Source organism: Nocardioides sp. CPCC 206348, assembly GCF_048654705.1.
Lineage (GTDB): Bacteria > Actinomycetota > Actinomycetes > Propionibacteriales > Nocardioidaceae > Nocardioides.
In genome coordinates, this window is the sequence record NZ_JBMCZA010000143.1 from 50,013 (window position 1) to 73,286 (window position 23,274).

Here is a 23,274-nt window from a genome sequence, read left to right on the forward strand (position 1 = left end):
GCTCAGGCGCCCCAACGTGGCGTGCGAGCGAGCAACGCCGACACTGCGGCCACTCCGGCCGTCGACGTGCGGAGCACCTCGGAGCCGAGGCCCACGGCCACCGCACCCGCGGCGACGAAGCGCGCGACCTCGTCGTCGGTGAGCCCACCCTCGGGGCCGACCACGACGAGGATGTCGCCGTCGCCCGGCAGGGCCAGCGCGGCCAGCGGTTCGGTCGCTTCCTCATGCAGCACGACGGCGACGTCGACGCCGGCGATCAACGCGGCCACGTCGTCGGTCGTGGCGAGGGGATCCACCTCGGGGTGCCACGCACGGCGCGCCTGCTTCGCCGCCTCGCGGGCCGTCGCCTGCCACTTGGCGTGCGACTTCGCAGCCCGTTCGCCCTTCCAGACCGCGACGCTGCGGGACGCCGCCCACGGCACGATCCGGCCGACGCCGATCTCGGTCAGCACCTCGACGGCGAGCTCGCCGCGATCGCCCTTCGGCAGTGCCTGCACGACGGTGAACTGGGGCGACGGCTCCAGCTGGTCCGCGATCTCGCGGACCAGCACCGAGAACTCCCGCTTCGACGTCTCGCTGACGTCGCCGGTCGCCACCCGACCGACCCCGTCGGCGAGCTGCAGCGACTCCCCCACCCGCAGCCGTCGTACGACGACCGCGTGGTGGGCCTCGTCGCCCTCGACCGTCACGGTGTCACCGGCAGCGACACCGGCCAGCGATGCGACGAGGTGCTGCGGGAGGGTCATCGGCTGGTCTCGTCGGGCGATCGCGTCAGGTCAGTGCGCGGTGAAAGCGTCGCGGAGCCGGCCGAACATCGACTTGTGCGTCGGCCGCACGTCGCCCGTGGGCTGCTCCTCGCCCCGGATGGCCGCCAGCTCGCGCAGCAGCTCCTCCTGACGGGCATCGAGGCGACCCGGGGTCTCGACCGCGATGGAGACGACGAGGTCGCCCCGACCGCCGCGCAGACCGGGGACGCCGCGACCGCGCAGCAGCACCTGGTGGCCGGACTGGGTGCCGGCCGGGATCGGCAGGTCGAAGCTGGTCTCGACACCGGAGTCCTCGGCCTGGTCGAGGTCGGCCTCGAGGGTCGGGAGCGAGATGGTCGTGCCCAGCGCGGCCGCGGTCATCGGGACCGACACCGTGCAGTGCAGGTCGTTGCCGTTGCGCTCGAACGTGGCGTGCGGCGCGACGTGGATCTCGACGTACAGGTCTCCGGCGGGGCCGCCGCCCGGGCCGACCTCGCCCTGCTCGGTGAGCTGGACGCGGGTGCCGGTGTCGACGCCCGCGGGGATCTTGACGGTCAGGCTGCGGCGCGAACGGACGCGGCCGTCACCCGCGCAGTCGCGGCAGGGGTCGGCGATGACGGATCCGAAGCCGCGACACGCAGCGCAGGGGCGCAGGGTCCGGATCTCGCCGAGGAACGAGCGCTGCACGTGCGCGACCTCGCCGGCACCACGACAGGTCTCGCACGCCACCGGCTGGGTGCCCGGGGCGGCACCGGCACCGCTGCACGTCGTGCAACGGATCGCCGTGTCGACCTTGAGCTCGCGCGAGACGCCGAAGGCGGCCTCTGCCAGCTCGACCTCGATGCGGATGAGGGCGTCCTGGCCACGGCGCACGCGGGCACGCGGACCGCGGCCACCGCCCTGGCCGCCACCGCCCTGGCCGCCGAAGAAGGCGTCCATGATGTCGGTGAAGGAGAAGCCGGCACCCTGGCCGCCGCCGAAGCCGCCGCTGAACGGGTCGCCTCCGCGGTCGTACGCCGCGCGCTTCTGCGGGTCGGACAGCACCTCGTACGCCGCGGTGACCAGCTTGAACTGCTCCTGGCTCTCCGGGTCGGGATTCACGTCCGGGTGGAGTTGCCGGGCCAGGCGCCGGTAGGCCTTCTTCAGGGCGTCCGCATCCGCGTCGCGGGCAACACCCAGCAGTTCGTAAAGGTCCGTGCTCACTTCTTCTCCATCATCCTGAGGCGCCGGGGAGCGCCATCAGTTCTCGTCGAGGATGCGCGACATGTAGCGCGCGACTGCGCGCACCGCCGCCATCGATCCGGGGTAGTCCATGCGGGTCGGGCCCACGATGCCGAGGGACGCGAGCGCGTCGTCGGGGCCGTAGCCCGTCGCGACGACACTGGTCGACGCCAGTTCCTGGTAGGGGCCTTCGGCACCGATCCGGACCGTCACTGCGCCACTGCCGGTGGCCTCGCCGAGGAGCTTGAGCAGCACGACCTGCTCCTCCAGCGCCTCGAGGAGGGGGCGGACCGACGTGTCGAAGTTGTCGCCGAAGCGGGCGAGGTTCGCCGTACCGCCGACGACGACCCGCTCGTCGGACCGGTGGTCGCTCATCGCGTCGACCAGGGTGTCGACGACCGAGACGGTGACCGCCGAAGGAGCCGGGGAGCCGGGCTCGGGGTGGATCAGCGCGTTGAGCGCCGCCGCCGCCTCGGCGATGACCTCACCCGTGGCGGCAAGGTTGACGCGGGAGCGCAGCGCGGCGAGGTCGGCCTCGGCAAGCTCGCTCTCGAGCTCGATCAGGCGCTGCTCGACGCGGCCCGAGCTGAGGATCAGCACGAGCAGCAGGCGGGTGGGGGTCAGCGCGACGATCTCGACGTGGCGCACGGTCGAGTGCGACAGCGAGGGGTACTGGACCACGGCGACCTGGCGTGTCAGCTGCGCCAGCACGCGCACCGAGCGGTGGACGACGTCGTCGAGGTCGACCGCCCCGTCCAGGAAGGTCGCGATCGCACGCCGCTCGGCAGAGCTGGTGGGCTTGACCGTCGAGAGCCGGTCGACGAACAGCCGGTAGCCCTTGTCGGTCGGCACCCGGCCGGCGCTGGTGTGCGGCTGGGCGAGGTAGCCCTCCTCCTCCAGCGCGGCCATGTCGTTGCGGATCGTCGCCGGGGACACGTTGAGGTGGTGGCGCTCGACCAGCGCCTTGGAGCCGACGGGCTCCTCGGTCGCGACGTAGTCCTCGACGATGGCGCGCAGCACGGCGAGCCTGCGGTCCTCCTGCATGCCCCACCTCCTGCTCGTCCTGCGCCAGTTCGTCTGGCACTCCGCTCCAGCGAGTGCCAATGCTACCGCTGGAGGGCCCGAAACCCCGGACCGCCGGACCGAGACCTTCCCCGCACCCGCCGTCGCATGTAGGTTAGGCTCACCTAATTCCCGCGCTGAAGGAGAAGGCCCATCGTGTCCCTCGATACCGGCATCGACGCAGCTCGCGTCGACATCCACCGCCTCGCGGCGGCGGCCCGCAGCATCCTGGCCTGCCCCGACGACGTCTCCCTCGTCGTCGACGGGATCGACGACATCACCGCGGGGCTCGATCACGAGCACCTCGAGATGCGGGACCACGGCGGGCGCCCGGTCTTCGCGTGCCCGGCCGACTCCGACCTCGCCCGCGCCGCCCACGACCGCCGCGGCGCCCTGCTGACCCTGCGCAGCGGCCTGGGTCGCCCGGGCTCCCCCGATCGCGACGCGACCCTCACCCTGTCCGGCCGGCTCGAAGCGAGTGGCCTCGAGGAGTGTGAGTGCTGCTGCGAGGTGCGCCTGCGGGTCAGCCTGCACCTCGACTTCGCCGTCCTCGCCCGGGACAGCGCCCCCGAGTCCGCCCCCGACAAGGCCCGCCTGCGGGTCCCGCTCGCCGCCTTCGGCTCGCGCGCCCACGACCTCAACCGCGGCTTCCTCCAGCGCTCCGTCGAGCACGCCAACCTGTGCCACCAGGACGAGCTCCGCCGCGCGATCGCGACCCGGACCGACACCCGCCTCGGCGACATCGTGGGTGTCCAGCTCGCCGAGCTCCAGACCACCGCGGTCGTCCTGCAGTGGGTCGACGTCGACGGCGCCCACGACGCCGAGCTCCGCTTCCCCCGGGCGGCCACCTCGACTGCCGACCTCGGCGAGCTGCTGCGCTCCGAACTGCACGCCGGCATCTGTTGACCGGGCCGTAGCCTGACCAGGTGCCGTTCACCGAAGTTGCCGACCGTGTCTGGGTCCTGCGTCACCCGTGGTTCGACCTCAACGTGACCGTGGTCGGCGGTGACCGCGGGCTGGTCGTCGTGGACACCCACGCCTCGTCGCTCGCCGCGACCGAGGTCATCGGCGAGCTGCGCAGGCTGGGCCGCGGTGACCTCGTCGCCGTGGTCAACACCCACGAGCACTTCGACCACACCTTCGGCAACGCCACATTCCTGCAGGAGTACGGCGACCTGCCGATCCACGCGACGGAGGAGGCTGCCGAGCGAACCGTCCCGGCGGGCGAGCGGATCAAGGGCCTGTACCGCGCAGCCGACGACGAGCCGCGTGCCGAGGAGGTGCTCGCGACCACCATCCGGCCCGCCGACACGACCTTCTCCAGCGCCTCCGTGATCGACCTCGGTGACCGCCAGGTCGAGCTCGTGCACCCCGGGCGCGGCCACACGGGTGGCGACCTGGTCGTCCGGGTCCCTGACGTCGACGTCCTCCTGGCCGGGGACCTGGTCGAGGAGTCGGCGCCGCCCGGACTCGGCGAGGACTGCTGGCCGATGGACTGGCCCGGCACGCTCGACCTCGTCGTCGGGCTGCTGACGCCCGCCTCGATCGTCGTGCCCGGTCACGGAGCGATCGTCGATCGCCGCTTCGTCGAGGAGCAGTGCGACGACCTGCGTGCCGTCGCCGAGACGATCCGCGACCTCGCCGGACGCGGCGTGCCCGAGGCCGAGGCCGTCGCCGCCGCGGAGTGGCCCTTCCCCGCCGAGGCGCTGCGGCACGCCGTACCGCGGGGGTATGCGCAACTCCCCCGGGCGCGCCGCCACCTGCCCATGGCGTGACCGGCCTAGGCTCGCCTGTCGTGGATCGCTACGGGACCGACGTGATGGCCGGAGACTGGAAGGTCCCCAAGCGGGGCCGCGCCGTGGAGACAGCGGGCGACATCGGGCTGGTCGTCGAGGAGGTGACCACCGACTGGTGCGGCGAGATCGTGGCCGTCGACCGCGACCTGGACACGCTCACCCTCGAGGACCGCCGCGGCAAGCGTCGTACCTTCCCGCTCGGCCCCGGGTTCCTGCTCGAGGGCAAGCCCGTGATCCTCACCGCACCCCTGCGAGCCGGTGCCTCCGGCCCGGCGAAGCCCACCCGGACCGCCAGTGGCTCGATCGCCGTCCACGACGCGCAGGCCCGCGTCGCGCGCGCCAGCCGGATCTTCGTCGAGGGACGCCACGACGCGGAACTCGTCGAACGGGTCTGGGGCGACGACCTGCGCATCGAAGGCGTAGTGGTCGAGTACCTCGGCGGCGTCGACGACCTCGCCGACCACCTGGTGTCGTTCAAGCCCGGACCGCAGCGCAAGGTCGGCGTCCTGGTGGACCACCTGGTCCGCGGCTCCAAGGAGTCCCGGATCGCCGACGCGATCGCGCGTGGTCCGAACGGCAAGCACGTCCGGATCGTCGGCCACCCGTTCGTCGACGTCTGGCAGGCCGTCAAGCCCGACCGGATCGGCCTGAAGGAATGGCCGACCATCCCTCGCTCCATCGAGTGGAAGAAGGGCGTGTGCCAGCACCTCGGCTGGCCACACCGCGACCAGGCCGACATCGCCCGCGCCTGGAAGCACATCTTGTCGAAGGTCGACTCGTACGCCGACCTCGAACCCGCCCTGCTGGGGCGGGTCGAGGAACTGATCGACTTCGTCGCTTCCTGACGGGTCAGAGACCGGCGCGGAACTGCTTCAGCACCTCGTCGACGCGGGCCTGGTCGCGGGCCTCGAGCGGGATCAGCAGCTCCGCCACGACGTCGGTGAGCTCGGCGATCCGCCGGTTGAGCTGACGGTTCTCCTGCACCTCGACCTCGAGCGCGGCCACCCGGGCACGCAGGCCGCTGGGGTCACGGAGTCGCTTCGCAACGGGCTCCGGGAGCTTGTCCTTCGCCTGGGCGCGCAGGCGGTTCTTGCGCTCGCTCATGGGTTCTCCTTCGGTTGCGGCCAGTGGGCGCGGATCCGGCACACGGCCGGGTCGGGCGCGTCGTACATGTCTTCGCCCGGTTCGACGGCCAGGTGCTCGACGACACCTCCGGCCCGCTCGATGGCGTCCTGGATCGTCGCCGGGTCCACCCGACGCACGAGCTCGTGCGGTTCGCCGGGAGTGCCGGCCGGCGCGGTGACGCCCTTGACCGCAGCGGGGAACTCGAGGAACAACCGCCCGCCCCCGGGCCGCAGCGCCATCCGTGCCAGCAACCACAGCTGGTCGAGCGCCGGCTGGTCCAGGCAACCGACCAGGTGCCGGGCGTAGAGGTGGTGGGGCTCACGGGCCAGCCGGGTGCCGTGCATCAGGGTCGAGCGAAGCTCACCGAGGATCAGCTGGTCGACCTTGACGGTGAGCTCGCGCCGACGGTTGCGGCGCCGGATGAAGCCGAGTGCACCCCGCGAGAAGTCGAGAGCGATGACCTGGTGCCCGCGTCGCGAGAACCACAGCGCATCGCGGCCGGTGCCGGGGCCGAGCTCGACCACGGGCAGGTCCCCGAAGCGCCTCTCCGCCCAGTGCGCGAAGGACGACGCCGTGTTCGGCACCCGCCGGACGTCGGGGCTGGCGAAGAACTCCGTCCAGCGGCCCATCTCCGCCCGGAAGCCACGCAGCCAGCCATCGAGTCGTCGTACGCCGGCGGCCGGGTCGGCGTAGCGGAAGGACGGATCGGGGGTGCGCCACTGCGGCCCGTAGAGGAAAGACAGCATCGCGTCGGTGTCGCGGGGCGCGGGGAACTCGTAGCCGTGGAGCTCGATGGTCGAGAACGGAACGATCTTGTCCCGCGGCAGGGTCCCGCTGCGGTTGCCGAGCTGGAAGAACGTGTCGCCGACGTGGAAGGCGACGAACACGTCGATGTGGCAGGTCCGGCCGTCGGAGAGCTTCAGCAACAGCTTGATGTCGCCGCCGGACATGCGCAGCAGGTTCCAGCCACGCGCGCGCATCGCGCGACCGATCCGGTAGGACTCGGCGATGATGTCGGCCGGCGAGGAGTGCGGGGAGAGGTAGCAGAGGTCGGTGTCGGAGTCGTGGGCGAGCATCCGGCCTTCGCGGACCGCTCCGAGCAGGGCGCCGTAGTTCAGGTAGGCATCGACCTTGGCGTAGGTCCGTAGGTCCTCGATCGCCCGGCTGGTGCCGGCCATGATCTCTTCGCGGATCGCCTCGCCGGTGTCGGCGAAGGATCGCGCCAGGTGGCCGACCTTGTCGACCGACAGGCGGTTGCCCGCCTTGTCGACCACGGCGAGCGGTCCGTCGCCGTCGCCCAGGCCCACCTCGTCGTCGTACAGGACATCGTCACCGGAGGTGTCGGTGACCCGGATCCGGCCGCGGCCGTTGAGGTACGGACGCAGGACGCCCGGCCACGGGACCAGGACGCCACCGTCACGGGGTTCGCCGTCACGCACCGGCGTGAGCGACCACACGTAGTGGCCATCGATCTCGACCAGGAGCGGCCGGGTGTCGGCAGGAAGAAGGAGACCGTCGTCCGAAACGACCGCGGTCATGAGACCCCGCGGTGCGCGATCGCCTTGCGCAGCGCGGTCGACGACGTCTGCAGCGTGTACGGGAAGTAGGTCACCTTGACGCCGAGCAGGGCCATCTCCGCTTCGAGACGGTCGCCCTTGGCAGTGCCCTTCCAGTCGTCGCCCTTGAAGATCTGGTGGAAGCCGACGTCGCGCCACGAGTCGGTCTTGCTCACCGTCTCCTCGGCGTAGACGGCGTCGACGATGCCGATCGCCTCGACGATCTCGAGCCGCTCGCGCAGCGGGACCGTCGGCTCGACACCCTTGGTCTGGAGGCAGATCTCGTCAGCAACCACGCCGGCGACGAGGACGTCACACCACTTGCGGGCCTGACGGAGGGCGTTGAGATGGCCGATGTGGAAGAGGTCGAAGGCGCCGGGCACGTAGCCGATCACGTTTCCCACCGGAACCCCTTTTCCCTTCGAGCGGGTGCCGACCGTCGGCGCCCGAGCAGAACTTTAGCGAAACCCTAGCGAAAGATGCCTATCCCAGAAGGGAACGCACCACGCCGTCGGCGAGTAATCTGCCCCGCCGCGTCAGGACCACGCGGTCGGGCCGATCCTCCACCAGACCGTCCGCTACGAGCGCTTCCAGCACCCCGGTGACGCCGTCCCGCTCGCCCAGGACATCCGTCGAAAGTCCTTCGCGCAGGCGGACCTCCAGCAGGACCCGCTCGACCTCACGGGTCTCCTCGTCGAGGACCTCCCGCGCGTGCGCCGGGCTCAGGCCCTCCCCGAGCCGCGCAGCGTAGGCCGTGGGGTGCTTCACGTTCCACCAGCGCACACCGCCGACGTGGGAGTGCGCACCGGGTCCGATCCCCCACCAGTCCGTGCCCCGCCAGTAGGCGAGGTTGTGGCGACAACGAGCAGCGTCGTCGCGCGCCCAGTTGGACACCTCGTACCAGCCGAGCCCGGCAGCGTCGAGGCGCTCGTCGGCCTGGACGTACTTGTCCGCGAGGTCGTCGTCGTCGGGCATCGGGAGCTCGCCGCGGCGTACCCGGCGGGCCAGTGCCGTACCGTCCTCGACGATCAGGGAGTACGCCGACACGTGGTCGGGCGCGCAGGCCAGCGCCGCGTCCAGGGTCGTCGACCAGTCGGCCGCGGACTCCCCCGGCGTGCCGTAGATGAGGTCGAGGCTGATCTGGTCGAACCCCGCAGCGCGAGCAGCCTCGACGACGCGCGGCACCCGCTCGGGGTCATGCGTGCGATCGAGGACCGCGAGGACGTGCGGCACGGCGGACTGCATCCCGAAGGAGACCCGGGTGAAGCCGGCCTCGCGCAGTCGCGCCAGCGAGTCGGCATCGACGGAGTCGGGATTGGCCTCGGTCGTCACCTCGGCACCGGGCGCCAGGCCGAACTCGTCGTCGATCACGGCCAGCATCCGGCCGAGGTCCTCGGGCGCCAGCAGCGTCGGTGTACCGCCGCCGAGGAACACCGTTTCCACCGGTGCATCGGCTCCGCCGAGGACTGTGCGGGCCAGCCGTACCTCGGCGACCGCCTGGTCGGCGTACGACGACCGGGAGACGCCGCCGCCCAGTTCCTCGGCCGTGTAGGTGTTGAAGTCGCAGTACCCGCAGCGCACCCGGCAGAACGGGACGTGGACGTAGACGCCGAACGGGCGGGTGCCGAACTCCGCGAGCGCCTCAGCGGGGAGCGCTCCGTCGGTGGGGGCAAGGTCCCCCTCGGGGAGCGCGGACGGCATCAGATGATCCTAAGGGCCGCCACGAGGGATCGGGGTCCCCGCGAAGTTGTTGCGGAGGAGCGAAGCGGGGGAGCAAGAACTTCGTGGGGTGATCAGACAGGCACGTTGAGGGTGACGGTGTAGCCGTCGTCGATCGAGCCGGTGACGGTGGCCAGCTGCAGGGAGTGCCCGTCGCTGAAGACGTTGTCGGAGTCCAGGGAGACGCCGGCGAACGTCGACTGGCTGCTGTCGTAGCCGTCGGCGTTGGCGTAGACGTCGTTGCAGACGTCCTCGGGCAACGCCAGCTGGGAGGTGCGCAGCTTGTTGGTCGCGCTGGTGGCCGCGGCGAGGCTCTCGTAGACCTCGAAGTGCATGTGCGGCCAACGACCCTGGTAGCAGGCCGGGAAGATCGTGGTGAACGTCAGGTTGCCATCGGCGTCGGCCTCCTGGACCCCGCGCAGGTAGTTCTCGCCGGAGACCTCGTCGTCGTAGAGCGAGTAGCGGCCGTCGCGGTCGCAGTGCCAGAGATAGACCGCCGCACCCGCGAGCGCCGTGATCGAGTCACCGTTGAGGTCGTAGACCTTGAGGTTCACGGTCGTCGGCACGCCCGCAGCCACGCCGGAGGCCGAGCCGAAGCTGGTGGTGATGTCGCTGCGCACCACGCCCGACTCGGTCAGCACGTTCGGGCCGTTGCTGCCGTCGCCCGGGTACGGCCCGGCGGTCTCCTCGGGGATCTCTCCGTCGGCCACGGTCACGCCCGTGTCGCCGCCTCCTCCAGCCGGCGGAGCCCCGCCGGGTCCGCCGTTGGTGGTGGCCGAGGTCGTGCTCGATGCGGAGTCCGGCGTACTGCCGTCGCTGCCGCAGGCCGTGAGCGCGGCTGCCGCACCCACCCCTCCGAGGAGACCGAGCAGCCCACGACGCGCCATGATGCGCGGCAGGTCGTGGGACAGCCCGAGGTCGTGGTCTTCGATGTCTTCGCTGTGGCTCATGTCCTCAGTGAAGACGGGCGGTCTGTGCGTCTCCTGTGCGCTTTCTACGAACCCGCGTAGAAGCCGTCGATCAGCGCCTTGTTGTTCTTCTCCACGACGTTGCGCTTCACCTTCAGCGAGGGGGTGAGCTCACCGGACTCGATGGTGAGGTCGTGGTCGAGGAGGCGCCACTTCTTGACGGTCTCCCAACGGTTGAGCTGGGCGTTGAGCGTGTCGACGTACTCGCCGACCATGGCCAGGACGGCCTCGTCCTTCACCAGGTCGGCGTAGGAGGCGCCTTCCTTGCCGTTCTCGGCAGCCCACCCGGCGATCGAGTCGGGGTCGAGCGTGATCAGGGCAGAGACGAAGTTGCGCTCGGCACCGAAGACCATGAACTGGCTGACGTAGGGGCAGATCGCCTTGAACTTGGCCTCGATCGCGGGCGGGGCGATGTACTTGCCACCGGAGGTCTTGAAGAGCTCCTTGATGCGGCCGGTGATCTTGAGGTAGCCGTCGCTGTCCAGCTCGCCCTTGTCACCCGTGCGCAGCCAGCCGTCCTCGGTCAGCGCCTCGGCGGTCGCCTCGGGGCGGTTGTGGTAGCCGGCCATGATGTGCGGGCCCTTGAGCTGGACCTCGCCGTCAGCGGCGATGCGCACCTCCGAACCCGGGAAGGGCTGGCCGACCGTGCCGATCTTGTAGCCGTCGGGGTGGTTGACGGTGGCGCCGGCTGCGTTCTCCGTCATGCCGTAACCCTCAAGGATCAGGATGCCGGCTGCGTGGAACCACTGCGCGATGTCGGCGTTGAGGGCCGCGGAGCCCGAGATGAAGAACTTGACCCGTCCACCGAAGCGGTCCCGGACCTTGCTGAAGACCAGCTTGTCGAACAGACCGTGCTGCAGCTTCAGGAGCAGCGGCACGGACTTGCCGTCGCGCTTGAGCGCGTCGACCTTGGTGCCGACGGAGAACGCGGTGGTGAAGATCTTCTCCTTCAGACCACCTTCGGCAGCCTGCATGGTGACGATCCGGGCGTGGGCCTTCTCGAAGATGCGGGGCGCTGCACCCATGAAGGTGGGCTTCACGATGCCGAGGTTGTCGACGATCTTGTCCACCCGACCGTCGATGGCGGTCGCGAACCCGCAGGCGAGCTGCGTGGACAGCAGCACCTTGCCGAACGAGTGGGCCATGGGCAGCCACAGGAACTGCAGGTCGTCCTCGTTGAGGATGTTCTGCGCCTTGATGGCCTCGCCCTCGAACACCCACGCCTTGTGCAGGGTGCGCACGCCCTTCGGCTTGCCGGTCGTGCCGGAGGTGTAGATCAGGGTCGCGAGCTGGTCGGGCTGGATGCTCTGCGTGACCTCCTCGACACTCCCGGGGTGGGCGGCGAGGTGCGTCTCGCCGAGCTCGGAGAGCTGGTCGAGCGAGATGACCCAGTCACCGTCGGCCAGCGCGGCGTCGAACGAGATGACCTTGGCCAGGGCAGGGAGCTCGCTGCGGTGCGCACGCAGCTTCTCGAGCTGGCTCTCGTCCTCGGCGAAGATGAACCGGCTCTCGGAGTCACCGACGATGTAGGCGGTGTCCTCGCCGTTGGTCGACGGGTACACCGTCGTCGTCGCGCCGCCGGCGCACATGATGGCGAGGTCCGCGAGGATCCACTCGTAGCGCGTCGACGAGGCGATCGCGACGCGCTGCTCCCGCTCGAGGCCCAGGGCGAGCAGTCCGGCTGCGAGGCGTCGTACGCGGTCGCCGGCCTCGCCCCAGGTCACCGATTCCCACGCGTCACCCACGGGGAAGCGGAAGGCTTCGCGCGAACTGCTCGCCTCCACCCGGTCCAGGAACTGCACGGCGCAGTTCTGCGGAAGGTGCTCGAGGAAACTGGTGTCGTGATTGACGGGCATGTCGCTCCTGAAAAACTGTTCCGAGACCGGCGGTGACTGATTGGTAACTTAGATCACTCGGCGGCCGGTTGGTACGGGACCCCGGCGCCGCGGACGAACTGTTCGACCTTCTCGCGGACCTTCGGCGGCAGGACCTCGATCGCCGCGAGCTCGGGCAGGCGGGCCCGATCGGTGTTCAGCGCGACGAACATGTCACGCACCGTGACACCGTGTCCGGGCCGGTGGACGACCTCGACCGGGTCGCCGGGAGCGAGCGTCCCGGACTGGAGCACGCGGAAGTACGGGCCGGGCCGGCCCTCGGCGGTGAAGCGCTTCACCCACGCCTTCGGGTCGTAGCCGCTCTCCCCCATCCAGCCCTTGAAGTCGTTGCACGGCGTCCGCACGTGGGCGACCTCGAGCAAAGGCCCGTCGGGTCCGCCGACCTGGATCCGGGTGCCGATCTCCATGCCCGTGAGGTCGAGTCCCTCGGTCGTGAGGTTCTCCCCGAACTGCCCGTTGCGGATGGGCTGCCCGAGCTCGGCCTCCCAGAAGTCGAGGTCCTCGCGCGCGTAGGCGTAGACCGCCTGGTGCGGGCCACCGTGGTGCTGGGTGTCGGACACCTGGTCGCCCTCGATCCCCAGCTCGTGGACGGCGACCGGCGCATCCAGGTTGCGCTTGTCGATGGACGTGCAGCCGATCGAGGCCCACTCCTTGTCCTGCGGACGACCGACGCTGACAGCGAGAACGCGCGACATGCGGCCAGTCTGCACCTGTGCTGGTCAGTCCCGCACGGTCATTCGACGTTGTCGATGCAGGTCAGTCCTGGACGGCCTTGGCGGTCGTGATGCAGGCAGTGACGTGCTCGCGTTCCCCGGCCGTCGGCCTGCGGCCTGCGCGTACGGCGTCCTCGTGCGCCCAGTGGGCGTTGAGGACCGACCGGACCACGACCCAGTCGCGGGCGCGGGCCTCGTCGAAACCAGCCGTGTCAACCAGGGCGTGGAAGCGCCGACGGATGCCGTCGCGGACCGAGCCGAAGGCACCGGGCAGGAGGTAGTCCTCGAACCGGTCGCGCAGCATCGGCTCGACCTCGTAGTGCGGGTCCCCGTTGGTCGGCTTCGGATCGATCGCGAGCCACTCCTGCTCGCCGTCCCGCTCGCCGCGCAGCACGTTCTCGTAGTGCAGGTCACCGTGCAGCACCGCGGAGGCCGGCTCCGCGCACAGTTCTCGCGCCAGGGCGATCGCCTGGTCGACGAGGCGTCGCGGCACCGGCACCGTCGTCGCGTCCCGTTGCAGTGCCTCCACCCAGCGGGCGACGTACGACGCCTGTTCGCGGAGCTGGGGCATGGGAGGAACGTGGAGCCGGTTGTAGAGACCACCGACGATCTCGCAGGCCTCGATGTCCCAGTGCCCGGTCAGGTCCTCGCGATCCAGTCGCTCCAGCAGCAGTGCCCGGCGCAACGGGTCGGCGCGCAGCAGGTGGACCGCGCCGTTGCCGTGCCAGCGCTGCAGTGCGAGGTGCTCGTGCTCCGACTCGTCGTCGGGGAGCGCGATCTTGAGGGCGGCAGGTCGGCCCTGACGGGTCGTGACGGGCAGCACGAGTGAGCGGGCCCCGTGCCACCTCTCGTCGCCGGCGACGAGGTCCCACTCGTCGAGCAGGCCCTCAAGGATCTGGACACTCATCGGAACATCCTCGGCTACGGTGCTCTCACCCTTGAGGGAGGGACACCATGGACAGTGCACTGACCACCGTCGGCCTGCCGATCGCACTCGCGATCATCATGTTCGGGCTCGGCCTCGGCCTGACGCCGGCCGACTTCCGGCGCATCGGGAAGAACCCGAAGGCCGTCGCCATCGCCCTGGCCTGCCAGGTCGTGGTGCTGCCGGCGATCTGCTTCGGGCTCGTGGTCGCCTTCGACCTCGATCCGTTGCTGGCCATCGGCATGATCCTGCTCGCCGCCTCGCCGGGCGGCACGACGGCCAACCTGTTCAGCCACCTGTTCCGCGGCGACGTCGCGCTCAACATCAGCCTCACCGCGATCAACTCGATCCTGGCGCTCGTCACCCTGCCGCTGATCACGAATGCGGCCATCGACCACTTCGACCAGGGCGACTCGGTTTCGCTGCCGTTCGGAGAGGTCGTGCAGGTCTTCGCCATCGTGCTGGTCCCGGTCGGCATCGGGATGGCGGTCAAGGCCACCCGCCCGGCATTCGCGGACCGGATGGATCGACCGGTCCGGATCGGCTCCGCTGTCATCCTCGCGGTCCTGGTGCTGGGCATCCTGCTCGACCAGCGCGAGAACGTCGCCGACTACCTCGCCGAGGTCGGCATCGTCGCGGCGCTGTTCTGTGCGATCAGCCTCGTCCTCGGGTACGTCGTCCCGCGGGCGCTGGGCGTGCGCGACGACCAGGCGATCGCGTCCTCCATGGAGATCGGCGTGCACAACGGCACGCTGGCGATCTTCGTGGCGGTCGAGGTCCTCGACAGCACCGAGATCTCCGTGCCGGCGGCGGTCTACTCGATCGTGATGTTCGTGTTGGCCACGCTCTGGGGCATCGCCCTCACTCGTTACATCAACCCGAGCCGGGCCGGCGCAGAGAGCGATCAGCGCGCTTGACTCAGGTCGAGCGGATCCAGTGGTCGGGCGGCAGGTCCGGCTTGCTCGGCACGGGCTCTGCCGTCTCCGTCCAGGCGTCGTCCCAGGCAGCCGACGCGACGCCACGCCAGAAACGGCCGGCGCCCACGTTGTCCTGCTGGAACGGGATCTCCCAGCCGCCGGGATGCCGGGAGATGACGTCGAGCGCCACCTGCTGACCAAGCCCTGTCCGCCGAGCCGCGGGCACCACGAAGAACGCCTGCACCAGCCGTCGGGGTTCTCCCAGGCCGCGCACCAGCGCGAATGCCACGGGAGCGTCCTCACCGGTGTTCGGGTGCGGCCGCCACGCGATGTAGCCACAGCGGTCCGGCGCGGGGTACTGGTCCAGCCACTCGTGACGGTAGCGACCGTCGGCGTACGGAAAGCCGTTCACCACGGCACCGAGGTCGTGGCGGAAGTCCTGCCACAGCCACGCGACGATGTCCCACTGGTCGTCACGGACCGGGCGGACGTTCACTTCTTCGGCTTGTCCCCCGCGGGACCGGACGTGGACAGCGCAGCGACGAAGGCTTCCTGGGGAACCTCGACCCGGCCGACCATCTTCATCCGCTTCTTGCCTTCCTTCTGCTTCTCGAGCAGCTTGCGCTTGCGGGTGATGTCACCGCCGTAGCACTTGGCCAGGACGTCCTTGCGGATGGCGCGGATGTTCTCGCGCGCGATCACCCGGGCGCCGATGGCAGCCTGGATCGGCACCTCGAACTGCTGGCGCGGGATGAGATCCTTGAGCTTGCCGGCCATCATCACGCCGTACGCGTAGGCAGCGTCCTTGTGGATGATCGCGGAGAAGGCGTCGACCGGCTCGCCCTGCAGCAGGATGTCGACCTTGACGAGGTCGGCGGCCTGGTCGCCGGTGCGTTCGTAGTCGAGCGAGGCATAGCCCTTGGTGCGCGACTTGAGCTGGTCGAAGAAGTCGAAGACGATCTCGCCCATCGGCAGGACGTAGCGCATCTCGACGCGGTCCTCGGAGAGGTAGTCCATCCCCTGCAGGGTGCCCCGCTTGGTCTGGCAGAGCTCCATGATCGTGCCGATGTAGTCGGAGGGCGACAGGATCGTGGCCCGAACGACCGGCTCGCGCACCTCGGCGATCTTGCCGCCGTCGGGGTACTCGCTCGGGTTCGTGACCTCGATGTGCTTGCCGTCCTCCATCACGACCTCGTAGACCACGTTGGGCGCGGTCGAGATCAGGTCGAGGTTGGACTCGCGCTCGAGGCGGTCCCGGGTGATCTCCATGTGGAGCAGGCCCAGGAAGCCGACGCGGAAGCCGAAGCCGAGGGCACCGGACGTCTCGGGCTCGAAGGTCAGTGCTGCGTCGTTGAGCTGGAGCTTCTCCAGGGCGTCGCGCAGCACCGGGTAGTCGTCGCCGTCGATCGGGTACAGGCCGGCGTAGACCATCGGGTTCGGGTGCTTGTAGCCACCGAGCGGATCGGTCGCGCCGTGGTGCTGGGACGTGACGGTGTCACCGACGCGTGACTGGCGGACGTCCTTCACACCGGTGATCAGGTAGCCGACCTCGCCGACACCGATCTCGCCGGTCTTCACCGGCTCAGGGCTGATCACGCCGACCTCGAGCATCTCGTGCACGGCGCCGGTCGACATCATCTTGATCCGGTCGCGGTGGCTGAGCTTGCCGTCGACCACCCGGACATAGGTGACCACGCCGCGGTAGGTGTCGTAGACCGAGTCGAAGATCAGGGCACGGGCCGGCTTGTCGGCATCACCGACGGGCGGCGGGGTCTGCTTCACGATCTCGTTGAGGAGCGACTCGACGCCGACGCCGGTCTTGGCGCTGGTGAGCAGGACGTCGGACACGTCGCAGCCGACGAGTCCGGCCAGCTCGGCGGCGTACTTCTCGACGTTGGCGCTCGGGAGGTCGATCTTGTTGAGCACCGGGATGATGTGGAGGTCGGCGCCCATCGCGAGGTAGAGGTTCGCGAGCGTCTGCGCCTCGATCCCCTGCGCCGCGTCGACCAGCAGTACGGCGGCCTCGCACGCCTCGAGCGAACGGGACACCTCATAGGTGAAGTCCACGTGGCCTGGGGTGTCGATCATGTTGAGGACGTAGGTGCCGGGCTCGGCGCCTTCCTCGTTGTCTGCCGGGACCGTCCACGGCATCCGCACGGCCTGGCTCTTGATCGTGATGCCACGCTCGCGCTCGATGTCCATCCGGTCGAGGTACTGCGCCCGCGCTGCCCGCGCGTCGACGACTCCGGTGAGCCGGAGCATCTGGTCCGCGAGGGTCGACTTGCCGTGATCGATGTGCGCGATGATGCAGAAGTTGCGAATGATCGCGGGGTCGGTACGACCGGGCTTCGGAGTGGAGGCTGCCATGGTCCACCCATTGTCGCCGAGGCTGGCGGGTTCGCTAATTCCACGCTGCATCCGTGGAACCCGTCGCGAGGCTCAGCGGGTCGAGGCCGCCTTGCGCGCGCGATGGATCTCCTCGACCAGCTGCTCGGCCGGGACGGCGAAGGCGGTGATCGGCAGCACGATGTCATCGGCGCCCGCGCGCATGTCGACCCGGACCCCGGCAGGGTTCCGCTGCTGGACGGCGGCGCCACGCACGTCGCGGCACTGCACCGCGACGTCGGTCCGGTAGCCGCGATAGGACAGCGTCGTGGGGCCCAGCTCGAGGGTCCAGCGGTGCAGCCGACCGGTCGCCAGGCGGACGAGGTCGGGGAGCGACGCGAGCGCGCCGACGATCGTCAGGAGGGAGAAGCCCGGTGACTCGAGGGAGGAGAAGTCCGTCAACGCCAGGTAGGCCCAGAGCGCTGCCGTGACGAGGAGCGTCCACCAGGCGACGAGCAGTCCCGCCACGGTGAGCATCGGGGCGCGGAAGATCCGGGTGCCGTCGGCGGTGATCTCCGGTTCCCGTCGCCGCCGCGGCCGGGCCAGCGCGGAGATCGCCGCCACCAGGAGGCCACAGAAGGCGACCAGCATGCTGACGCCGGACCACGCCAGGGCACCGTCGGCAGCAAGGGCGACGACCAGGGCGACCAGCGTCGCCAGTACCAGGACCGTGAGCACCGTCGCCGTCCACCACCGGGGGATCAACCGGGCCCGGCTCACCACGGGGTCACCGAGTCCCACGCGTCGCCGATGGCGCCCGTCGCGTCGTCCCACGTGTTGGAGGTCCAGTCGGTGATGTCGTCCCAGTTGTCGTAGACCGTGCCTGCCACCCAGGAGGCACCGGCGGCCAGCGCGCCGCCGGCCACCACGACGGCCCACGCGGGCGCGGTCACGACACCGGCTGCGACCAGCAGGCCGACCCCGACGCCGACGGCGATGCTGGTTCCCGTCGTCACCGCGACCCGGGTCCAGTCGCCCGTCTGCGTGCCCTCGTAGATGCCGAAGCCGACGTCGATGAGGATGCCGGCCGGGCCGCCGAGGAACTTGGCGCCCTTCCCGAACAGGTCCGCGTTCTTGAGCAGGTCATCCAGCTGGGACTGACCCGCGGGCGTCTTGAGACGGTTGCGCACCGCCGGGTTGCCCGACACGCGGGTCTTGCGGCGGAACTCGGTCGCGGCCGCCTTGTACTCGTTGGCCTTGTTGAGGAGTCCCCACCCCGCGAGGCCTGCTCCGGCGCCGCTCGCGAAGTTGGGGAACAGCGCGGAGATGGCCTCGAAGAGGGTGTCGGACGCGTCCTTCTTCCGGGCGTCGGCGACATCGGCCGGCATGTTCGCGTCGACCCAGTCGACGAAGGTCTGGTAGTCCTCGGCCGCGTCCTCGACGAGGGTGTTCCACAGCGTGATCCTCGCGACCGCCGTGTTGTACGCCGTCTCCTCGGGAGAGCCGACCTCGAACGGGGTCGTCGGCGCGGCCGCCGGCGCCGAGATCACCGTGCCGGTCACGGTCAGTCCGCCGTCGGACGCACGGGTCCGGATCGCACTCATGTCGCTCTCGAGGCGCTTGAGCTTGGCGGCGTAGTCGTCGAGCGCCGTGGCGGCCCGTTTGACGCGCTCCTCGTGCTTGTCGTTCGCCCGCATGATGTCGCCGGAGACGTTGCGGTACGAAGAGTAGGTCTCGCCCTCCCAGGCGCCCTGGGCGTAGTTGCGGGCGTCCTGCTGCTCGTCGCCCGACTTCTCCAGCTTGCTCGCGAGCGTGTCGCGCAACCAGGTGGCGGCGGCCGTGACTGCCGCTGGCGAGCCCTCGACCTTGGTGTCAAGGCTCACGCGAGCCGGCCCATGCGGTCGAACTCGGCAGCGATCGCTTCCTCGGTGCGGCCGAGGTCGTCGGCACAGTCACGCACGAGCAGCGCGATGCCGGTGTTGATCACCGCGATCTCGCCCGCCGTCTCGCTCACGGCAGCGAGGATGTCGGCGATGTGCGCTGCGCCGTAGCCGGCGTCGACCTCTCCAGGGGCACCGGTGGCTGCTTCGTCGATCTTCTTGGCAGCGTCGTCGTGCCCGCCGGAGATGATCACCGCGGCGCCCGCGTCCAGTCGCAGGGTCATGCCTGTGCCTCCGCCGGAGGACCGGGACGGAACTCCTCGGGCACGTCGACATCGAGCATCTTCACGTCGAAGTGCTTCGCGTCCTTGATGTCGTCGACCTTGCGGCTCTCGAAGAGCAGCCACGACTGGTGGTCGCCCCATGCATTGATGAAGCGGTCGAGCGCGGTGTAGGCCAGCAGCGCAATGCGGCCGTCGCCCAGCTTGAGCATCTTGAAGTCCGTGACCTTGCCGTCGGCATCGATCTCCACGGGCAGGTAGACCACGGGTGGCGCTGGCAATTGTCCTGATGACTGCTGGTCACTCACAGCGGCGAGGCTACCCACTGCGACGGCGGATCAATCGTTCGCCGCCGGTTCACCCCCGGCTCGCCCGGACGGCGTCTCCGCGTTCGTCGTACGACGTCAGGTTGGTGCCATGGACCCGGCCATCCCCCAGCCCCCTGCCCCTGCCCGCACCGACCGCCGCACCCTGCTGCGCGGAGCAGCAGGAGCCGGTCTCGCCACCGGTGGCGTCGCGTTGTTCAGCGGTCGCTCCGCTGCCTCGCCGCTCCTCGTCCACCGCAACCGGCCGCTCCTCCCCCTGGGTGTCCAGTCGGGCGACGTCCGCACCGGCTCTGCCCTGTTGTGGTCGAAGGCAGACCGACCCTCACGACTGGTCGCCGAGCTCAGCCGGGACCCGGACTTCCGTCGGGTCCGCCGGGTCCCCGGGCCGGTGGTGACTCCGTCGACCGACCTCACCGGCACCCTCCCGCTGCGCGGCCTGCCTGCCGGCACCGACGTCCACTACCGGATCCGGGCGGTCGACCTCGACTCCCACGTCGCGAGCGCCCCGACCGTCGGCCGCTTCCGGACCGCACCCGCCGACCACGACGACGTACGGTTCCTGTGGTCCGGCGACATCGCCGGCCAGGGCTGGGGCGTCAATCCGGCGTACGGCGGTTTCCGGATCGCCGACGCGATGCGCGCCCGCAACGCCGACTTCTTCCTCTGCAGTGGCGACACGGTGTACGCCGACGGGCCGGTCCAGGCGACCGTCCCGCTCCCCGACGGGTCGACCTGGCACAACCTGGTGATCCCGGAGAAGACCAAGGTCGCCGAGACCCTGGACGAGTACCGCGGCCAGTTCCGCTACAACCTGATGGCCGACAACTGGCGCGCGTTCCTCGCCGAGACGTCACAGGTCGGGCAGTGGGACGACCACGAGGTCACCAACAACTGGTACCCCGGCGAGATCCTGGAGGACGCGCGCTACACGGAGAAGCGGGTCGACGTCCTCGCAGCGCGGGCGAGCCGGGCGTTCCACGAGTACGTGCCGGTGGCGGACATCTCGCCGGATCCTGAGGGCCGCGTCTACCGGGTCATCCACCGCGGCCCGCACCTGGACCTCTTCGTCCTCGACATGCGCACCCACAAGGACCCGAACACCGCCGACAGGGAGCCCGTCGGCGACGGCGGCGTCCTCGGTGACCGCCAGACCCGCTGGCTCATCGAGGAGCTCCGGACGTCGAGGGCCACCTGGAAGGTGATCGCCGCCGACCTGCCGCTGGGGCTGGTCGTGCCGGACGGTGCTGCGGCCCAGGAGGGCGTTGCCCAGGGCGACCCGGGCGCTCCCCTCGGCAGGGAGATCGACATCGCCCGCGTGCTGACGGCGCTCTCGCGGGCCGGGATCCGCAACCACCTTTGGCTCACGGCGGACGTGCACTACACCGCAGCGCACCACTACTCCCCCGACCGCGCCGCCTACCAGGAGTTCGACCCGTTCTGGGAGTTCGTTTCGGGACCGCTCAACGCGGGCGCCTTCGGTCCGAACAAGCTGGACCTCACCTTCGGCCCGGTCGCGGACTTCGTCGCGGCGCCGCCCACCGCGAACACGTCGCCGGCCCTGGGGCACCAGTACTTCGGCGAGGTGGAGATCTCTGGTTCGTCGGGGCAGTTGACGGTGAACCTGCGCGACGTCTCCGGCGTGGCTCTGTACACGCGGACGCTGGACCCGGCGCCGCGCTGAGCCCACCGTTGGCGACATGATGTGCGGGTGATTCCGAACCGGATCCCCCACGGCCGGACCGCCCGACGCCTCGACTGGGTCCACCTGCCGCCGTACATCCGGTCGATGGTGGAGGGCCACCTCGGCTCAGCGGTGGTGGAAGCCGTCTCCCAGGGCGGTGGCTTCACACCGGGCTTCGCCTCGGTGCTGACCTGCGCGGACGGGTCGACGCACTTCGTGAAGGCGGCCTCGACCAAGGCCCAGCGGATGTTCGCCGAGTCGTACCGCGAGGAGACGCGGAAGCTGCGGATGCTGCCCGCCGAGGTCCCCGCGCCGCGGCTGCTGTGGGCCGAGGACGACGGCGAGTGGGTCCTCCTCGCCACCGAGTACGTCGACGGGCGGGCGCCGGTTCGTCCCTGGACCGCTGACGACCTGGCCGCAGCGTCGGCGATGGCCGTGACGATTGCGGAGGTCCTGACGCCGGCTCCGGGCGACCTGGGCAGTGCGGCGGAGGAGTTCGGGGACTGGCCCGCGCTGTGGGAGCAGATCGACCACCCGCGGGCTGCCGAGCTCAAGGCGCTCGCTGACCGCTACCAGGAGGTGGTCGGCGGTGCGACGCTCGTCCACACCGACATCCGCGACGACAACATCCTGGTGCTGTCCGACGGCAGCGCCGTGCTGTGCGACTGGAACTGGCCCGTCGTCGGAGCCGCCTGGCTCGACTCCCTGTTCCTGCTGATCGGCCCCCGCGGCGACGGCCTCGACGTCGACGCCCACATCGCCGCCCACCCGCTGCTGTCGGACGTGCCGCCCGAAGACATCGACGTCGCGCTGGCGCTCGTGCTCGCCTACTTCTCGGTGTCCGCCGCGCAGCCCGTCCCGTCCACGTCGCCGTACATCCGCCAGGCGCAGGCCTGGCAGCGCAACGTCATCGACGACTGGCTGGCCGAACGGCGGGGCTGGGAGATCTGAGGGCTGGGAGATCTGAGGGCTGGGCGCTCAGGCGTCCTCACGGAGCGTGTGCACCACCAGCGCGTTGGCATGTCCGTGCCCCATCTCGTGCTCGCCCTTGAGGAACGCAACGAGATCGGCGTGCCGGGCGCCTGCGCCGTACTCGGGGTGAGCCCGCAGGATCTGTTGCCAGTCAGCGATCGATCGGCCGTACTTCTTCTCGATCGAGGGGAAGTACGACGCCGGGCCGTTGGGCTGGGTGCTGGTCTGCTCAGTCATGCGCGTGAAGACCGGAGGTGGCGGGCAAACTCATCGCCGTGCCGCGTCAGGGTGCGCCATCGCGCTTCCGCTCGTCCTGTGTCGAGCTCGGATGACACACTTGTGCCTTCCTGGACAGGAACAGGGTATGGAATCCACGACTTCGTCGCCGCGAGAGCGTGAACAACGCTTCCGCGACATCTACGACGCGGCGTACGTCGACCTGCTTCGTTTCGTGAGCAGGCGCGTGCATCCAAGTCATGCCGAGGACGTCGTCGGTGATGTCATGCTCGTCGCGTGGCGCCGCCTCGACGACGTCCCGGCCGAGCTGTCGGGGTCCCGCGCCTGGCTCTTCGGCGTGGCCCGCAAGACCCTCCAGAACACCCGGCGCCGCGAGGACAGGCACGATGCCGTCGCGGTCCGTCTCGCAGAGTTCCGGCATGGTCCTACCGATGCCGGCCACCACCCCGACCTGGTCAGCTGCCGGGTCGACATCACCGCGGCCTGGCCGCTGTTGAGCGCAACTGACCAGGAGGCGATCGCGCTCTCCGTCCTGGACGGGCTCACCGCGCCCGAGGCGGCGGCGGTGCTGGGCATCTCGCCCACCGCCTTTCGCCTGAGGTTGTCCCGTGCCCGGCGCACCCTGTTGCGCCATGTCGGCTCCGCCACCGCCAGCGACCCCTTGTCCGGCCACCCTGCTTCGGAAAGGAGCCCGCGATGAGAAGGCACACCACCGACGTCATGATCACCGCAGCGCTGAGCCACCTCGACCCCGCACCGAGGACCGAGCTGACCGAGGCCGAGCTCGAACGTGCTGACGCGGCGTTCGACCGCATTGTGGCGACCCCCGTCGACGAGGTCGTCCCGGCGGAGCCGGACCACCCGCGCCGGCGCCGGAATCGGTTGTTGGTAACGGCGGGCCTGGCGGGCGCCGCCGGCGTGGCCGTCCC

At 70.2% G+C, this 23,274-nt stretch carries 26 protein-coding genes; 8 read left to right on the plus strand and 18 right to left on the minus strand.

Going from position 1 to position 23,274, the window contains the following annotated elements; genetic code table 11:
- Positions 1-2: 2 nt before the first annotated feature.
- Genes ACOADB_RS09555 through hrcA form a run of 3 tightly spaced genes read right to left on the minus strand, consistent with a single transcriptional unit; the run spans position 3 to position 3,011 of the window.
- On the minus strand, positions 3-746 hold the full coding sequence (locus ACOADB_RS09555) for a 16S rRNA (uracil(1498)-N(3))-methyltransferase (RefSeq protein ID WP_378597725.1): 744 nt from the start codon (positions 744-746) through the stop codon (positions 3-5).
- A 30-nt stretch (positions 747-776) separates the two neighbouring features.
- Entirely contained in the window at positions 777-1,949 is a 1,173-nt protein-coding gene (dnaJ, locus tag ACOADB_RS09560) for a molecular chaperone DnaJ (RefSeq protein ID WP_378597726.1), read from the minus strand.
- A gap of 36 nt (positions 1,950-1,985) precedes the next feature.
- A complete protein-coding gene (hrcA, locus tag ACOADB_RS09565; protein ID WP_378597727.1) occupies positions 1,986-3,011 on the minus strand; it encodes a heat-inducible transcriptional repressor HrcA in 1,026 nt (341 codons plus the stop codon).
- A 174-nt stretch (positions 3,012-3,185) separates the two neighbouring features.
- Between hrcA and ACOADB_RS09570 the strand changes: the two genes are divergently transcribed.
- Genes ACOADB_RS09570 through ACOADB_RS09580 form a run of 3 tightly spaced genes read left to right on the plus strand, consistent with a single transcriptional unit; the run spans position 3,186 to position 5,670 of the window.
- Complete coding sequence (locus tag ACOADB_RS09570) at positions 3,186-3,935, plus strand: hypothetical protein (protein ID WP_378597728.1); 750 nt, start codon at positions 3,186-3,188, stop codon at positions 3,933-3,935.
- A 20-nt stretch (positions 3,936-3,955) separates the two neighbouring features.
- Positions 3,956-4,804: an MBL fold metallo-hydrolase gene (locus tag ACOADB_RS09575; protein ID WP_378597729.1), complete on the plus strand. Its 849-nt coding sequence runs from the start codon at positions 3,956-3,958 to the stop codon at positions 4,802-4,804.
- A 44-nt stretch (positions 4,805-4,848) separates the two neighbouring features.
- Positions 4,849-5,670, plus strand: a complete 822-nt coding sequence (locus ACOADB_RS09580; RefSeq protein WP_378597767.1) for a DUF3097 domain-containing protein — start codon at positions 4,849-4,851, stop codon at positions 5,668-5,670.
- Between the two features lie 4 nt (positions 5,671-5,674).
- Here the strand turns inward: ACOADB_RS09580 and ACOADB_RS09585 are convergent, their stop codons facing one another.
- The 8 genes from ACOADB_RS09585 to ACOADB_RS09620 all read right to left on the minus strand — a co-directional run bounded on the left by ACOADB_RS09585 (position 5,675) and on the right by ACOADB_RS09620 (position 13,708).
- Positions 5,675-5,929: a DUF6752 domain-containing protein gene (locus ACOADB_RS09585; RefSeq protein ID WP_378597730.1), complete on the minus strand. Its 255-nt coding sequence runs from the start codon at positions 5,927-5,929 to the stop codon at positions 5,675-5,677.
- Positions 5,926-7,488, minus strand: a complete 1,563-nt coding sequence (locus tag ACOADB_RS09590; RefSeq protein ID WP_378597731.1) for a methyltransferase domain-containing protein — start codon at positions 7,486-7,488, stop codon at positions 5,926-5,928. The genes ACOADB_RS09585 and ACOADB_RS09590 overlap by 4 nt, the downstream gene beginning before the upstream one ends.
- Positions 7,485-7,910 carry an adenylyltransferase/cytidyltransferase family protein gene (locus ACOADB_RS09595; protein WP_378597732.1) on the minus strand — a complete coding sequence of 142 codons (426 nt, stop codon included), beginning with the start codon at positions 7,908-7,910 and terminating at the stop codon, positions 7,485-7,487. Before ACOADB_RS09595 ends, ACOADB_RS09590 begins: the two co-directional genes overlap by 4 nt.
- Positions 7,911-7,989: 79 nt before the next feature.
- A complete protein-coding gene (gene hemW, locus ACOADB_RS09600; RefSeq protein WP_378597733.1) occupies positions 7,990-9,207 on the minus strand; it encodes a radical SAM family heme chaperone HemW in 1,218 nt (405 codons plus the stop codon).
- A gap of 92 nt (positions 9,208-9,299) precedes the next feature.
- The gene (locus tag ACOADB_RS09605) at positions 9,300-10,175 is read right to left on the minus strand and encodes a 3,4-dioxygenase subunit beta (RefSeq protein WP_378597734.1); all 876 of its coding nucleotides are present in this window, start codon (positions 10,173-10,175) and stop codon (positions 9,300-9,302) included.
- A gap of 44 nt (positions 10,176-10,219) precedes the next feature.
- Positions 10,220-12,049 (minus strand): AMP-dependent synthetase/ligase, encoded by a 1,830-nt coding sequence (locus tag ACOADB_RS09610; protein WP_378597735.1) that lies wholly within the window; start codon positions 12,047-12,049, stop codon positions 10,220-10,222.
- 53 nt (positions 12,050-12,102) lie between these two features.
- Positions 12,103-12,783, minus strand: a complete 681-nt coding sequence (locus ACOADB_RS09615) for an MOSC domain-containing protein (protein ID WP_378597736.1) — start codon at positions 12,781-12,783, stop codon at positions 12,103-12,105.
- 61 nt (positions 12,784-12,844) lie between these two features.
- The gene (locus ACOADB_RS09620; protein WP_378597737.1) at positions 12,845-13,708 is read right to left on the minus strand and encodes an aminoglycoside phosphotransferase family protein; all 864 of its coding nucleotides are present in this window, start codon (positions 13,706-13,708) and stop codon (positions 12,845-12,847) included.
- A 47-nt stretch (positions 13,709-13,755) separates the two neighbouring features.
- Here ACOADB_RS09620 and ACOADB_RS09625 point away from each other — a divergent pair, with 47 nt between their 5' ends.
- Positions 13,756-14,643, plus strand: a complete 888-nt coding sequence (locus tag ACOADB_RS09625) for a bile acid:sodium symporter family protein (RefSeq protein WP_378597738.1) — start codon at positions 13,756-13,758, stop codon at positions 14,641-14,643.
- Position 14,644: 1 nt separating this feature from the next.
- Here ACOADB_RS09625 and ACOADB_RS09630 read toward each other — a convergent pair whose 3' ends face one another.
- From ACOADB_RS09630 to ACOADB_RS09655, 6 genes are all read right to left on the minus strand, one after another.
- The gene (locus ACOADB_RS09630) at positions 14,645-15,139 is read right to left on the minus strand and encodes a GNAT family N-acetyltransferase (RefSeq protein ID WP_378597739.1); all 495 of its coding nucleotides are present in this window, start codon (positions 15,137-15,139) and stop codon (positions 14,645-14,647) included.
- On the minus strand, positions 15,136-17,010 hold the full coding sequence (gene lepA / locus ACOADB_RS09635; protein ID WP_378597740.1) for a translation elongation factor 4: 1,875 nt from the start codon (positions 17,008-17,010) through the stop codon (positions 15,136-15,138). The genes ACOADB_RS09630 and lepA overlap by 4 nt, the downstream gene beginning before the upstream one ends.
- Before the next feature lie 72 nt (positions 17,011-17,082).
- Entirely contained in the window at positions 17,083-17,769 is a 687-nt protein-coding gene (locus ACOADB_RS09640; protein ID WP_378597741.1) for a hypothetical protein, read from the minus strand.
- On the minus strand, positions 17,745-18,851 hold the full coding sequence (locus tag ACOADB_RS09645) for a hypothetical protein (protein WP_378597742.1): 1,107 nt from the start codon (positions 18,849-18,851) through the stop codon (positions 17,745-17,747). Before ACOADB_RS09645 ends, ACOADB_RS09640 begins: the two co-directional genes overlap by 25 nt.
- On the minus strand, positions 18,848-19,132 hold the full coding sequence (locus ACOADB_RS09650) for a hypothetical protein (RefSeq protein WP_378597743.1): 285 nt from the start codon (positions 19,130-19,132) through the stop codon (positions 18,848-18,850). The genes ACOADB_RS09645 and ACOADB_RS09650 overlap by 4 nt, the downstream gene beginning before the upstream one ends.
- Positions 19,129-19,437: an SAV_915 family protein gene (locus ACOADB_RS09655; RefSeq protein WP_378597744.1), complete on the minus strand. Its 309-nt coding sequence runs from the start codon at positions 19,435-19,437 to the stop codon at positions 19,129-19,131. The genes ACOADB_RS09650 and ACOADB_RS09655 overlap by 4 nt, the downstream gene beginning before the upstream one ends.
- A 109-nt stretch (positions 19,438-19,546) precedes the next feature.
- Between ACOADB_RS09655 and ACOADB_RS09660 the strand changes: the two genes are divergently transcribed.
- Positions 19,547-21,136 (plus strand): alkaline phosphatase D family protein, encoded by a 1,590-nt coding sequence (locus ACOADB_RS09660; RefSeq protein ID WP_378597745.1) that lies wholly within the window; start codon positions 19,547-19,549, stop codon positions 21,134-21,136.
- A gap of 27 nt (positions 21,137-21,163) precedes the next feature.
- Positions 21,164-22,087, plus strand: a complete 924-nt coding sequence (locus ACOADB_RS09665) for a phosphotransferase family protein (RefSeq protein WP_378597746.1) — start codon at positions 21,164-21,166, stop codon at positions 22,085-22,087.
- 27 nt (positions 22,088-22,114) lie between these two features.
- Here ACOADB_RS09665 and ACOADB_RS09670 read toward each other — a convergent pair whose 3' ends face one another.
- Positions 22,115-22,345 (minus strand): DUF4287 domain-containing protein, encoded by a 231-nt coding sequence (locus ACOADB_RS09670; RefSeq protein WP_378597747.1) that lies wholly within the window; start codon positions 22,343-22,345, stop codon positions 22,115-22,117.
- 127 nt (positions 22,346-22,472) lie between these two features.
- Here ACOADB_RS09670 and ACOADB_RS09675 point away from each other — a divergent pair, with 127 nt between their 5' ends.
- Both ACOADB_RS09675 and ACOADB_RS09680 read left to right on the plus strand, forming a co-directional pair.
- Positions 22,473-23,045, plus strand: a complete 573-nt coding sequence (locus ACOADB_RS09675; RefSeq protein ID WP_378597748.1) for an RNA polymerase sigma factor — start codon at positions 22,473-22,475, stop codon at positions 23,043-23,045.
- A partial coding sequence (locus ACOADB_RS09680; RefSeq protein WP_378597749.1) for a hypothetical protein occupies positions 23,042-23,274 on the plus strand: 233 nt, incomplete at its 3' end. The genes ACOADB_RS09675 and ACOADB_RS09680, both read left to right, overlap by 4 nt.